Raw genomic sequence first — 12,413 nt, forward strand, 5'->3', positions numbered from 1 at the left:
GGAGGGAAAGTCGTCCTCGTGTCGATGTCAGCGATTGTTTCCCCGGTCCGGTGGTCCTAACGAGAAGCAGGCCGAAAGAGTTGCATTCGAACCTCAATTTATGCGCAGATTCTCACGGAGGGGTTCTGGCTTAATCTGGTTTCCTGCGCGCGTCCTTGCCCATCACCAATGGCATCAGCACCGAAAGAAACAACAGGCGCAAGACATGGTGGGAACCGACATAGGCGGTGTCGGCATGCATCATGACGGCCATAGCCGCCATGGTTTCCAGTCCTCCGGGTGCAAAGGCGATCATAACGGCATTAAGAGGTACACCGGTCAGCTTCGAAACGAGTATGGCGATAACCGAGGAAAGCAGCATGACGGCTATGGTCACAACGCCGCCCGCCAGGAACGCCTTTCGCATGTCACGCACAGATGCGCGGGAAAAACGAGTGCCGATCAAGCTGCCGAGAATAATGTAAGTCGGTTGGCTGAGCCAGCTCGGCACGCCACCATTGGTCAAACCGGTGATGTGGATGCCGATCGACACAGCGACGCCGCCTAGGAGCAGTGCTGCCGGAAAGCGCCAGCGCATGAAAATCCAGCCGACTGCAAGCGACGCAAGAATGGTCATGCCTAAAACGACAGGACTTATCGGTGGCGACAGAATGATCGGTTCTATGCTGATGAGGTCGAAATATTCAACGAGCAGCGGTACGGCGAGCGTCAGCGCCAACACGCGGACACTCTGAATGACGCTGACGGTTGCCAGATCGCTTTTTGTCTCGGCGGTGAGGCTGATGATGTAGCTGAGATGGCCGGGTGACGCGCCCAGCATCGCTGTCGTGCGATCATAGCCAAAACCATAGCGCAGAATCCAGAAGGCAATGTAGAGCAGCAGGACGACCGTAATCAGAACCGCCGCAAAACTCAGCGGCCATGTTCTGGCAGCGCCAATGACCTCCGGCGTCACGCTCGTTCCCATGGAAATGCCGACGACAACGAATGTGGCGTTTCGCAATAGGGGAGGGATCGACAGCTTCAAACCTGCCAGTCCGGCAAGGGTGACGGCAAGTGCCGGACCGCAAAGAAAAGGAGCGGGAAGACCAATGACGAAGGCGATGAGCGCGCCGATGCTGCCAATGATGATGGTCAGGATAAAGCTGTAAAGGTCTGGCTTGATGATCATTGCGAATACGAAGGGAATCGGAACAGGCGGAATATCGGTTTGTGCGCCCTTTAATCAGCCGTGGTCAACGTAAGAGCAAAAAGAAAAACCCGCAAACGAGGTTTGCGGGTATGACATTTTCAGTTCGTCAAGCTCAGGCTGCGGGGGCGGTTGCGGCAACCGCGACAGGTCGGCGCTTTGCCATGGTTTCTTCAAGGCCGAGTAGGAAGCTGATTTGTGGGCGTGCCTTGACCAGATCGTCGATCGAATACTGTGTCAAAACTTCGAAGAAGGCGTTGAGTGCCTTGCGTAGTGCAGAGTTCAATCCACAGCTATCAACAAGCGGGCACTCGACGGCACCATCTTCGAAACATTCCGCCATAGCAAAGCTGTCTTCGGTGACTTTGACGACATCGAACAGGCTGATCTTGTCCGCTGGCTTACCAAGCTTGACACCGCCGTTGCGGCCACGCACGGTTTCCACAAGGCCAGCCTTGTTCAGCGGCTGAAGGATTTTAAACAGAAACAACTCAGAAACGCCATAAGCCTTGGCGATTTCGGGAATACGGCTGAGGTTGCCTTCGTTGGCAGCGCAATACATCAACATGCGAACGGCATAATTGGTCTGTTTGGTCAAACGCATGCTGATCTCCTAATCCACTAATGTGGAGTCATATAGTCGCTTTTTCAGTTTAGAACAATTCCAGAAATAAAAAATCTGACAAGATTTGTCGTTCGTAAAATTGCCCCGTTGACCGTCCATTCGATTCATGAACAAACAACTCAAGAATCGAACTTATCGGAGGCGTTTTCCATGGCAAGCATGAAATCCGTGATTTATGCGATTGCGGCGGCATCGTTGGTTGCCAGTGGCGGAATGTCCACAGCTTTTGCGGGTGGCGAGGTCAATGTCTACTCCTATCGTCAGCCCGAGCTGATCCAGCCGCTGCTGGATGCCTTCACCAAGGAAACCGGCATCGAGGCCAATGTGCTGTTTTTGGACAAAGGGTTGGTGGAGCGCATTCAGGCGGAAGGCGTCAATTCTCCGGCAGATATTCTACTGACCGTAGATATCGCCCGCCTTGTCGAGGCCAAGGAAGGCAAGGTCACACAGCCTGTCCTCAACGATCCCGTTATCGAAAAGGACATACCGGCCAACCTTCGTGATCCTGAAGGCGAGTGGTTTGGCCTGACGACGCGCGGGCGTGTCGTCTACGCATCGAAAGACCGTGTTAGCCAGAAGGATATTACCTATGAAGAGCTTGCCGATCCGAAATGGAAGGGCAAGATCTGCATCCGTGATGGTCAGCATTCCTACAATATCGCGCTCTTTGCATCGATGATCGCCCATCATGGTGTGGATTATACCCGCACATGGCTGACGGCGCTCAAGAACAATCTGGCTCGCAAGCCCGATGGCACGGACCGCACCCAGGCGAAATCCATTTATTCCGGCGAGTGTGATATCGCGCTCGGCAACACCTATTATGTTGGCCTGATGCTGACCAACGAGCAGGAGCCAGAGGAAAAGGTCTGGGGCAACGCCGTTCGTGTGATCTTCCCCAATGCAAATGACCGGGGAACGCATGTGAATATCTCCGGCGTAGCGATGACGAAATACGCGCCGAACAAGGAAAATGCCTTGAAGTTGATGGAATTTCTGGCGTCAGGCGAAGCGCAGGAAATCTACGCCAAGCAGGTTTTCGAATATCCGGTAATTCCAGGCGGTCAGCCTTCGGAGGTGGTGAAGAACTTCGGGCCGATCAAGCCGGATACGCTATCGCTCACGGAAATCGCGGCTCACCGCAAGCAAGCGTCAGAACTGGTTGATGAAGTCGGCTTCAATGACGGTCCATCAAATTAGTCGCGTATCGAGCTTCAACGGCCGGTGTAAGTGCCGTCGTCAAGGCGGCACGATCTCAGTGATCAGCGACGTTTGCGCCGCAGGCGGATGACCACGTCGACATGGGCGATTTCCATGCCTTCTGGTGGCTCCGGCAGATTGCCGATCTGCAGGTTGTTGACGGGTATATCCAAGACCTCGTTTTCACCTTCAACAAAGAAGTGGTGATGATCGGAAACGTTGGTATCGAAATAGGTCTTTGCACCCTCGACCGCTAGAACGCGGATCAGGCCTGCCTCGGTAAACTGATGCAGCGTATTATATACTGTCGCCAGCGATACCGGCACATTTGCGCTCACGGCTTCGTCGTGCAGTTCTTCCACCGTCAGATGCCGGTCACCTTTGGCAAACAGAAGATCGCCAAGCGCCACGCGCTGGCGCGTGGGGCGCAAGCCGAAGCGGCGTAACCTTGTTCCAATATCCAGTGTGGCGTCAAATGCCATAAGATGCGGCCCCAAAAGCGGTCAAATAAACTCAATTTAGAAAGCATATAACTTTTACGGGCAATGCATTCAATAGTTTCCGGCATGGCAGCGGTGGCAATTGGCTGTAAAGCGGGCGTTTTTGCAATTTTCCTCTGGTTCAGGACTTACGCTTCCTGTATGCGGGCGCCATGTTACGATAGGACTTTTGCCAGGAGCTTAAGTGGTTGAAGATGCAAGCTGCCCTTGTGGCGCTTCATTTTGAACCTAACTTGCTCTACAGAAGTCCTTTAAACACCAGTGAACGGGGAAGCGGAAACAACATGTCAACGAGGCAATCGAGCTACAATTACGAGGAAATTCTGTCTTGCGGACGTGGCGAACTGTTTGGCCCCGGCAATGCGCAGCTTCCTCTGCCTCCGATGCTCATGGTTCACCGCATCACCGAAATTTCGGAAACCGGCGGTGCCCACGACAAGGGTTTCATCCGCGCGGAGTATGACGTGTCGCCAGATGACTGGTATTTCCCTTGCCATTTTCAGGGTAACCCCATCATGCCGGGCTGCCTCGGCCTTGACGGCATGTGGCAGCTGACAGGCTTTTTCCTCGGCTGGCTGGGCGAGCCAGGGCGCGGCATGGCGTTGTCCACCGGCGAAGTGAAGTTCAAGGGCATGGTTCGCCCTGAGACGAAGCTTTTGCAATACGGCATCGATTTCAAGCGCGTCATGCGTGGTCGTCTGGTTCTCGGCACTGCCGATGGCTGGCTGAAAGCCGATGGCGAAACCATTTATCAAGCGTCTGACCTGCGTGTCGGCCTGTCTAAAGAAAAGACCGCCTGATATTCGACGTTTGCCGTGCGGCGGTTTTTCCGCCACAGGGTAGATGCGTCATGCGGCAAACACAGAAAAGGTCAACTTTATGAGAAGAGTTGTAGTCACCGGCCTCGGTATTGTTTCTTCGATCGGCAACGACGCTGCAGAGGTTACGGCGTCCTTGAAAGATGCGAAGTCAGGGATTTCGTTCTCTCCGGATTTTGCGGAGCACGGCTTCAAATGCCAGGTGTGGGGCAAACCCTCGCTCGACCCGACCGATCTGGTAGACCGTCGCGCCATGCGCTTCCTCAGCCAGGGTGGTGCATGGAATCACGTTGCGATGAAGCAGGCGATTGCTGATTCCGGCCTGGAAGACAGCGACATCGGTGGCAATGAGCGCACCGGTATCATCATGGGTTCGGGCGGTCCTTCCACCCGCACCATCGTTGAGGCATCGGACATTACGCTGAAGAACAACAGCCCCAAGCGCATCGGCCCATTTGCCGTGCCGAAGGCCATGTCGTCTACGGCATCCGCGACGCTTGCGACCTGGTTCAAGATCCACGGCGTCAACTACTCCATCTCCTCGGCCTGCTCGACATCCGCGCACTGCATCGGCAATGCGGCTGAAATGATCCAGTGGGGCAAGCAGGACGTAATGTTTGCCGGCGGCCATGAAGACCTCGATTGGTCCATGTCGAACCTGTTCGACGCCATGGGAGCGATGTCCTCTAAATATAACGAGACGCCAACCGTTGCGTCTCGCGCCTATGACGTCAACCGTGACGGTTTCGTCATTGCGGGCGGTGCTGGCGTTTTGGTTCTGGAAGAGCTGGAACATGCCAAGGCGCGCGGTGCCAAAATCTACGCGGAAATCGTCGGTTACGGTGCAACATCCGACGGTTACGACATGGTCGCACCGTCAGGTGAGGGCGCCATCCGCTGCATGCGTCAGGCGCTGGCAACGGTGAAGGGTGAGGTTGACTATGTGAACACTCACGGTACATCGACACCCGTTGGCGACAGCAAGGAAATCGGCGCGATCCGCGAAGTGTTCGGCTCGAAAATTCCTCACATCCAGTCCACCAAGTCGCTGACCGGTCACTCCCTGGGTGCCGCAGGCGTTCAGGAATCGATCTACGGCCTGTTGATGATGCAGGAACGTTTCATCGGCGAGAGCGCGCATATCGAAACCCTCGATCCTGAATTCGAAGGCGTGAACATCGTTCGCAAGCGCATCGACGATGCGAAGATCGACACGGTTCTTTCCAATTCATTCGGGTTCGGCGGCACCAATGCCACGCTCGTCTTCCAGCGCTATAACGGATAATTGCCCATGAATGGCATCATGCAGGGAAAACGCGGCCTCATCATGGGTGTCGCCAACAATCACTCCATCGCCTGGGGCATATCCAAGGCGCTGGCCGCGCAGGGTGCAGAGCTTGCTTTCACCTATCAGGGCGAAGCTTTGGGCAAGCGCGTAAAGCCACTGGCGGCAGAACTTGGTTCCGACTTCATCGTACCCTGCGACGTGGAAGATATTGCCTCTGTGGATGCCTTGTTCGAGACGGTGCGCGAACGCTGGGGCTCTTTGGACTTCGTCGTTCACGCCATCGGCTTTTCCGACAAGAACGAGTTGAAGGGCCTTTACGCCGATACGACGCGGGCAAACTTCAGCCGTACAATGGTCATTTCCTGTTTCTCATTCACGGAAATCGCCAAGCGGGCAGCAGTCCTGATGACCGATGGCGGCTCCATGTTGACGCTGACCTATAACGGTTCCCAGCGCGTCATCCCGAACTATAACGTCATGGGCGTTGCCAAGGCCGCGCTGGAAGCATCCGTGCGCTATCTCGCTGCGGACTACGGTCCAAAGGGCATTCGCGTCAACGCGATCTCCGCTGGGCCTGTGCGGACCCTGGCAGGTGCCGGCATTTCGGACGCCCGCGCCATCTTCTCCTGGAACCAGAAGAATGCGCCACTCCGCCGCACGCCTGACATAGAAGATATCGGCGGCTCTGCGCTCTACCTGCTGTCCAACCTGTCGCGTGGCGTGACCGGCGAATGTCACTATGTCGACGGCGGCTTCAACATTACGTCGATCCCAACACTGGAAGTGCTTTACAACGCTGACGGCGGTTAAGGTCTCGATAATTCCAGACTTGAAAAAGCCCGGTCAAGCCGGGCTTTTTGCATATTCGCTTACGCGGGATCGAAGCCGAACAGTTCTTCAGGGTTTGTCACAAGTGCCTTTTTACGGGCCGCGTCGGACGGCAACCATGACAGCACCGTATCCAGCAGGTCTGCATCATCTGGATAGTCTTCGGTTGTTTTCGCGTTGTTGTGCGGCCAGTTGGTGCCCCAGATAATGCGTTCCGGGGCATGGTCGGCTATGACGCGAGCGACGGCTGCGATATCTTCGAAATCTGGCCCACCTGAGCGACTCGATTCGTAGCAGCCAGCAAATTTAAACCAGCAATTGCCCTTGTCGATCAGCCGCTTCAAAGCCGCCACCTGCGGGCTGTCGGGTGTGACGCCAGCAAAAAACTTGCCGTGATGATCAAAAATCCAGCGGCTCTTGATAGCGGTGAGCTTCTCCTCGTGGTCGAGAATATTGGAGCCATCGAACTGGACAGCAACGGACCAGCCGAGTTCCTGCGATATGCTGTCAACCTCTTCCAGATGGGTGAGATCGACGGCACCACCTGGTAGATCCATGATGCGTGCACCAACGACACCTGCTTCGACAAGTTCCTGCAACTCATCAAGCGGTGTTTCGCGCGTCACCACCGCGACACCCCTGGCGAGGCTGCCCATTTCCCGCAGGCAGGCGATCAGGTTTCCATTGTCACGCTGGTGGGCGTTTCCCTGGGTTATGACCACACGCTCTATACCGATCCATTTCATCAGGCGGCGATACTCATCCGGCCCAGGTGTGCCCTCTGGCACTGGAGGCCCGCCCTCCTGACCGGGAAAGTCGGGCAGGTACATGTGCATCTGGGTGTCTATGGCACCTTTGGGCATGGGGATGCGAGGGGATTTACCCTCAAACGTTCTGATCAGTGTCATGAAACTCCTCCGGGCATTTGCCCTTAAGTCCGGTATTCAGCCTTGTCGCAACATGGCGCGGTAGCGTTGCTGGCTGCCTTTCAGGTGTTTGCGCATGGCATCGCGGGCAGCAACGGCATCGCCGTCTGAAATGGCATGGACGATCACATCGTGCTCATCCTGAAGCTGCTGCAGATAGGATGCAGCCGTCTGTTCGGATTGTGACGACCTTAATGCCGCGCGCGGTATGATGTTCTGGCCCATGACTTCCAAAAACTCGCGAAAGCGCGGATTGTTGGTCGCATCGGCAATGGCGAGGTGGAGCTTGAAATCTGCTTCCGCCGTCGGCTCTGCCTTGTCTATGCAGTCCTGAACGGCGGATAGACAGCGGATGATCGCTTCTTCCTGTGCGGGTGATCGGCGAACCGCAGCAAGCTCTGCCGCTTCGGTTTCCACGGCGGCACGCAACTCCAGAAGCTCGATAATCGACGAGATGCGGTCGTGGTCCACATCCTGAAACGGCTGCGGTTGCTGTGTCGGCAGGGTCAGCACGAAAATGCCCGCGCCATGGCGGGCTTCCACTAGTTTATCGGCGCGTAGTGCTGCGACAGCTTCACGCACCACGGTGCGACTGACCTTGTAGAGTTCAGTCAGACCCGCTTCACTCGGCAACTTGTCGCCGGGCTTGTATTGCCCGGACAGAATCGACTGCCGCAATGCATCCGCCGTTTGGCTGACGAGGGAGCCACCGGAGCGCCCGATAGCGGAATGTTCTTTCGGGCCGCTCTCGACGGTTTCACTGAAGCTGGTCAAATGTTCACTCCGGGCAAAATGGAGACACAAGCCGGCATGCGTCTCCGTTAAAAAAACAAGTGTCGAAATATCCCGCAATTGCAGGAGATTGGCAATATTTATATTATTTCTGTGGCCATTGATATGATCTCCGATGCTCATATTCCGCGGCTATGTCTGGAAAATCGTCTCATTAGGGGAAATGCGAGGATTTCAAGCAAGGGAATATAAAGGAAGCGGCCATATGGTTCTATCTTATAAAAGCTTTCGGGCCAGACATGCTTGCTCATCATGAAGATAAAAAGCTCTATGCGATCACTGTTGTCAAAAACAAATCCGGCCGCCCGATTTATTCGTTCCCGTGATGGGTCGGCAGCGATCGAGTTCGCGATTCTGGCCATACCTTATTTTCTGATCGTGTTTGCGATCATCGAAACCTTTCTGGCCTTGGTCGGCGAGCAACTGGTGACGAATGCGACAGACACCATGGCGCGCAAGCTGCGGACAGGGCAGATAGCCAGTACCATCACAAAAGAAGAATTCCGAAAGCAGTTCTGCGCGGAGGTATCGATCCTCATTACCTGCTCGGAGGACGAGATCAAGACGCCGCAGAAACTCTATGTTGATCTGAGGCGTTTCAACACCTTTGCCGATATTCCGAAAACCATTCCGTTGACGCTGAACGGTCAATATTACGATCTTGATGATTCGACGTTCGGGTTCACGCCTGGCGGTCCCTCATCCATCAACATGCTGCGCGTCTATTATCGCTGGCAGGTGATTACCGATCTTGTCAGGCCTTATCTCACAAAAATCCGCCCCAAGGATGGCTCAATGCCATCTCATTTTCTGATTGTCGCAACGGACGCTTTCCGCAATGAAGCCTATCAATGATCGCGCCCAGACCATGAGAAAAATTAAGCGAGCCCTGCGCACTCTTGGCGGAACGTTCAATCGTCTGAAAGGTGACCGTCGAGGCGTAGGCGCTGTAGAATTTGCCATTATTTTCCCGATCCTGCTGTCGCTGTACATCACAGCATTCGAGCTTACGATCGGTTTCAGCGTCTATAAACGTGCGACGCGTGCAGCGGGCGCAATCGCGGATTTGACGTCACAGCCGCAGACCGTCAACAAAGCCTATCTCAACACCATGAAGGACGTGGCTGCGGCTATTTTCGTGCCGTACGGAACAACTGGCCTTACCTTGAAGATCAGTGGGATACAGGTTGATGCCAACAAGGTCGCCAAGATCAGCTGGTCATGGGATCAGGACAATAAGCAGCCGTATCCCGTTAATTCGATCGTGAAGATTCCCGACAATCTGAAGCAGGCCAATGCGTTTCTGGTTCATGCGGAGCTGACGATCCCTCACACGCTTCTGATGTTCATGTCGAGCTTGTCGTCAAAGATAACGCCGATCACCATTGGCCGGGATTATTATTTCGCCAAGCGCGAAGCAGACCCGATTACCTGCTCGGATTGCTGACGCTGATTGACAACAAAAAAGCGGCGCAGAATCGAATGTGATTCTGCGCCGCTGTTGTTTCAATTCATCTTATTCGGCAGGCATATCCAGCGTACGGCTGAAATACAGTGCGACAAGCGTGCAGACTGCACCGGACAGAAGATAAATTCCGACCGCGAACAATCCGAATTTAGACGAGAAGCCGAGCGCCACCAGAGGAGCAAATCCAGCGCCAATCAGCCAGGAAATGTCTGACGTGAGCGACGCTCCGGTATAGCGATATTCGCGGCTGAAACGCGATGCCAGTGCTCCACCGGATTGGCCGAAGGATAAGCCCAGCAGAGCAAAACCAATCAACACGAACAGGTAGCGACCAATATCGCCCGAGGACAGGAGAACCGGCGCGATGAAGCTGAAAACCGCAATCATTGCGGCCGCAGCGCCCAACAGCTTGCGACGGCCGAACTTGTCGGAGAGAACGCCTGAAACGACGATCATACCGCCTGCGATGATGGCGCTGACGAATTGAACGAACAGGAAGTCCGAAACTTTCTGGTCGGTGTTGAGCGACACCCAGCTGAGCGGAAAAACCGTAACGAGGTGAAACAGGGCGAAGCTTGCCAATGGCACGAAAGCACCCGTCAGCACCACCCGCGATTGCTTGCGCAGCATTTCAAACATCGGCTTCGGCTCGAGTTCATGCTGTTGCAGCATCGTCTGGAATTCTGGCGTCATAATCATCCGCAGCCGCGCAAACAGAGCCAGAACATTAAGCGCCAGTGCAACGAAGAACGGGAAGCGCCAGCCCCAAGCCAGAAATTCCGGGTTCGACAGCTGTGTCGTGAAGATAATGAAGAACGCGCTCGCAAGACCAAAGCCCATGGCAGCACCCAGCTGCGGCATCATGGCGTACCAGCCGCGCTGCTTTTCAGGCGCGTTCATGGCAAGCAGCGAGACAAGTCCATCCCAGGCACCGCCAAGGCCAATACCCTGACCGATGCGGAAGACGGCGAGAAGGATGGGCGCAATCATTCCAGCTTCGGCGTAGGATGGTAGAAAGCTGATCGCCATGGTGGAGCCACAGAGCGTGAACAAAGCGGTCGCTAATTTGACAGCACGGCCGAATCTACGGTCGATCTGCAGAAACAAAAGGGAGCCGATCGGTCTCGCGATGAAAGCCAGCGAAAATACGGCGAAGGAATAGAGCGTCGCGGTAAGAGGATCAACGAAGGAGAAAAAGACGTGAGGGAAAACCAGCGCGGATGCGATGGCATAGACGAAGAAGTCGAAGAACTCCGTCATTCTGGCCAGAATGACCGCAATCGTGATGCGGTCTGGATCGACAGCTACCGGTGCCGGAGATTGACCGGTTGGTCCTTTGTGTTGCGGAAAAGCCGTGTCGGTATAACTCATAAAATTCCCTCCTGCGTAGGGCAGAGCCCTCATCCATAACGCACCCGCCTCCTCTTGCGTTGCGTCATATGCGGCGGATTGTCACACAGGGGTTTGAGCCCGTCAATTACAGAATGTGCGTAGGGGCTTGCCCAGACCGTATCGTGTGAGATAATGGGGCGCACCCATCCTTTCGGTTCCAAATCCGATTGCCGCAATGATCGCGGTTTAAAGTTTATGCTGCACCGCGACAAACTACCTCATGTCCTTTATGACGTTTGACAATTATACGCGACATTACCAAAAACAGTACGAGTACCAGAACGTGCGCACGCTCATGAAAATTCCATCTGCCCTGTTGGCCATCTCGTCGCTTCTGCTTTTGAGCGGCTGCAATCTCGTTGTGATGAATCCCGCGGGTGACATTGCTGTCCAGCAGCGAGACCTCATCATCACCTCCACGGTGCTGATGCTCCTCATCATCGTTCCGGTTCTTGCTCTTACGCTCTTCTTTGCGTGGAAGTACCGTGCGTCCGCCAAGGCGGAGGATTATGATCCGGAGTGGCACCACTCCACGCGTCTTGAAATGGTGATCTGGTCGGCCCCGGTCGCCATCATCCTCATGCTCGGCACGGTAACCTGGATTGCGACGCACCGTCTCGATCCTTACCGGCCAATTGAGCGTATCGATGAAAACCGTCAGGTGACGGTCGACATGAAGCCGATCACGGTCGAAGTTGTCGCCATGGACTGGAAGTGGCTGTTCTTCTACCCGGAACTCGGCATCGGCAGCGTCAATGAATTCGCAGCGCCCGTCGATGTGCCGATCAATTTCAAGATCACCGGTACCACGGCCATGAACTCGTTCTTCGTTCCTGCGCTGGCCGGTCAGATTTACGCCATGGGCGGCATGCAGACCAAGCTTCACGCTGTGATCAACAAGCCGGGCGTCTATGATGGCTTCTCGGCCAACTTCTCCGGCCCTGGCTTCTCGCATATGCGCTTCAAGTTTCATGGTCTGAGCCAGGAAGGCTTCGACCAGTGGGTTGCCAAGGCCAAGGATGGCGGCAAGGGCTTCGGCCGCATGGAATATCTCGAATTCGCCAAGCCGAGCGAACGCGAGCCCGTGCAGTATTTCGCCAATGTCGATCCGCAACTTTACGATGCCATTCTCAACCGTTGTGTGGAGCCCAACAAGCTCTGCATGCGCGACATGATGCACATCGACGCCAATGGCGGCGGCGGCAAGGAAGGCATCGATATCGCCAAGGCACTGAACTCCGTGGTCTGCACACCGCTTTCGCCCTATGGCATGGCGTCGGGTCCGCAGTCCGTGCCAGCAGCCATCGAAGGTCAGACATTCCAGCCTGCGGCTCTCCCAGATACGAAGGCGCAACTGCCATCGGCAGGCAAGAGCGCGGGCTGAACA

General features: G+C 55.2%; 13 protein-coding genes. 7 read left to right on the forward strand and 6 right to left on the reverse strand.

The features are described 5' to 3' along the window. Window positions 1-130 precede the first annotated feature (130 nt). Together CPJ18_RS00840 and rirA are read right to left on the reverse strand one after the other, a co-directional pair. On the reverse strand, window positions 131-1,171 hold the full coding sequence (locus CPJ18_RS00840) for an AbrB family transcriptional regulator (protein WP_103656638.1): 1,041 nt from the start codon (window positions 1,169-1,171) through the stop codon (window positions 131-133). A gap of 133 nt (window positions 1,172-1,304) precedes the next feature. After that, a complete protein-coding gene (rirA, locus tag CPJ18_RS00845; protein WP_103656639.1) occupies window positions 1,305-1,793 on the reverse strand; it encodes an iron-responsive transcriptional regulator RirA in 489 nt (162 codons plus the stop codon). Window positions 1,794-1,964: 171 nt separating this feature from the next. Between rirA and CPJ18_RS00850 the strand changes: the two genes are divergently transcribed. After that, window positions 1,965-3,014, forward strand: a complete 1,050-nt coding sequence (locus CPJ18_RS00850; protein WP_103656640.1) for a Fe(3+) ABC transporter substrate-binding protein — start codon at window positions 1,965-1,967, stop codon at window positions 3,012-3,014. Window positions 3,015-3,076: 62 nt separating this feature from the next. On the opposite strand, the gene irrA is transcribed toward CPJ18_RS00850, so the two are convergent. After that, window positions 3,077-3,496 carry an iron response transcriptional regulator IrrA gene (gene irrA / locus CPJ18_RS00855; RefSeq protein WP_077102181.1) on the reverse strand — a complete coding sequence of 140 codons (420 nt, stop codon included), beginning with the start codon at window positions 3,494-3,496 and terminating at the stop codon, window positions 3,077-3,079. Between the two features lie 302 nt (window positions 3,497-3,798). Here irrA and fabA point away from each other — a divergent pair, with 302 nt between their 5' ends. The 3 genes from fabA (at window position 3,799) to fabI (ending at window position 6,430) form a co-directional block, all read left to right on the forward strand. Continuing rightward, a complete protein-coding gene (fabA, locus tag CPJ18_RS00860; RefSeq protein ID WP_067649430.1) occupies window positions 3,799-4,314 on the forward strand; it encodes a 3-hydroxyacyl-[acyl-carrier-protein] dehydratase FabA in 516 nt (171 codons plus the stop codon). A 79-nt stretch (window positions 4,315-4,393) separates the two neighbouring features. Then, the gene (gene fabB, locus CPJ18_RS00865) at window positions 4,394-5,617 is read left to right on the forward strand and encodes a beta-ketoacyl-ACP synthase I (RefSeq protein ID WP_077102352.1); all 1,224 of its coding nucleotides are present in this window, start codon (window positions 4,394-4,396) and stop codon (window positions 5,615-5,617) included. 6 nt (window positions 5,618-5,623) lie between these two features. Then, window positions 5,624-6,430 (forward strand): enoyl-ACP reductase FabI, encoded by an 807-nt coding sequence (gene fabI / locus CPJ18_RS00870; protein WP_103656641.1) that lies wholly within the window; start codon window positions 5,624-5,626, stop codon window positions 6,428-6,430. Between the two features lie 59 nt (window positions 6,431-6,489). On the opposite strand, the gene CPJ18_RS00875 is transcribed toward fabI, so the two are convergent. Both CPJ18_RS00875 and CPJ18_RS00880 read right to left on the reverse strand, forming a co-directional pair. Then, window positions 6,490-7,356, reverse strand: coding sequence for an amidohydrolase family protein (locus CPJ18_RS00875; RefSeq protein WP_103656642.1), 867 nt, complete (start codon window positions 7,354-7,356; stop codon window positions 6,490-6,492). A 36-nt stretch (window positions 7,357-7,392) separates the two neighbouring features. Then, entirely contained in the window at window positions 7,393-8,148 is a 756-nt protein-coding gene (locus CPJ18_RS00880) for a FadR/GntR family transcriptional regulator (protein WP_245445268.1), read from the reverse strand. Window positions 8,149-8,436: 288 nt separating this feature from the next. Here CPJ18_RS00880 and CPJ18_RS00885 point away from each other — a divergent pair, with 288 nt between their 5' ends. After that, window positions 8,437-9,021 carry a TadE/TadG family type IV pilus assembly protein gene (locus CPJ18_RS00885; RefSeq protein ID WP_103656913.1) on the forward strand — a complete coding sequence of 195 codons (585 nt, stop codon included), beginning with the start codon at window positions 8,437-8,439 and terminating at the stop codon, window positions 9,019-9,021. Continuing rightward, window positions 9,005-9,613, forward strand: a complete 609-nt coding sequence (locus tag CPJ18_RS00890) for a TadE/TadG family type IV pilus assembly protein (protein WP_407026447.1) — start codon at window positions 9,005-9,007, stop codon at window positions 9,611-9,613. Before CPJ18_RS00885 ends, CPJ18_RS00890 begins: the two co-directional genes overlap by 17 nt. 69 nt (window positions 9,614-9,682) lie before the next feature. Here the strand turns inward: CPJ18_RS00890 and CPJ18_RS00895 are convergent, their stop codons facing one another. Then, a complete protein-coding gene (locus CPJ18_RS00895; RefSeq protein WP_077119672.1) occupies window positions 9,683-11,005 on the reverse strand; it encodes an MFS transporter in 1,323 nt (440 codons plus the stop codon). A 316-nt stretch (window positions 11,006-11,321) separates the two neighbouring features. On the opposite strand from CPJ18_RS00895, the gene cyoA reads away from it, so the two are divergent. Beyond that, window positions 11,322-12,410, forward strand: coding sequence for a ubiquinol oxidase subunit II (cyoA, locus tag CPJ18_RS00900; RefSeq protein ID WP_077102358.1), 1,089 nt, complete (start codon window positions 11,322-11,324; stop codon window positions 12,408-12,410). Window positions 12,411-12,413 lie beyond the last annotated feature (3 nt).

It is taken from the genome of Agrobacterium rosae (assembly GCF_002915175.1).
Lineage (GTDB): Bacteria > Pseudomonadota > Alphaproteobacteria > Rhizobiales > Rhizobiaceae > Agrobacterium > Agrobacterium rosae.